This is a genomic window from Streptomyces hygroscopicus subsp. hygroscopicus, from assembly GCF_001553455.1.
Classification (GTDB): Bacteria; Actinomycetota; Actinomycetes; order Streptomycetales; family Streptomycetaceae; genus Streptomyces; species Streptomyces hygroscopicus.
Genome location: NZ_BBOX01000643.1, coordinates 1 through 580, shown reverse-complemented (window position 1 = coordinate 580; position 580 = coordinate 1). Strand labels below are relative to the sequence as shown.

The following is a 580-nucleotide window of genomic DNA, read 5'->3' as shown; positions in this document are numbered from 1 at the left end:
GCTGCGGGAGCGTGCCGCACAGGACGACCTGCCCGCCATACTCCGCGGACTGGTGCGGGCCACTCGGCGTACGGCCGCACGGGGCCAGGAGTCGTCCGTCCTCGTACAGCGCCTGCTGGCCATGCCCGAGTCCGACCGCGAGCGCTTCCTCGTCGACCTGGTCGGCGCTGAGGTGGCGGTGGTGCTGGGGCACGCGTCGCCCGGCACGATCGACACCTCACGTGCGTTCCAGGCGATGGGCTTCGACTCGCTCACCGCGCTGGAGTTGCGCCAGCGGTTGCAGAACGCGACCGGGGTGCGGATGCCCGCCACCCTCGTCTTCGACTACCCGACGCCGCAGGCGCTGGCCGACTACCTGCTGCGGGACGTCCTCGGCGCCGAGGCCGCCACCGCGTCGGCTACGGCCGCGTCGGTCGGCACGCTCGATGAGCCGGTGGCGATCGTGGGGATGGCGTGCCGGTATCCGGGTGGGGTGGCGTCGCCGGAGGATCTGTGGCGGCTGGTGGCCGAGGGCGGGGATGCCATCACCGAGTTTCCCTCGGACCGTGGCTGGGACGTGGACGGGCTCTATGACCCGGAT

At 72.4% G+C, this 580-nt stretch carries 1 protein-coding gene; it reads left to right on the top strand.

Features of this window, described 5'->3' with window-relative positions:
• On the top strand, nucleotides 1-580 hold a 580-nt coding region (locus AXW62_RS39605; RefSeq protein ID WP_159061122.1), incomplete at both ends, for an acyl carrier protein.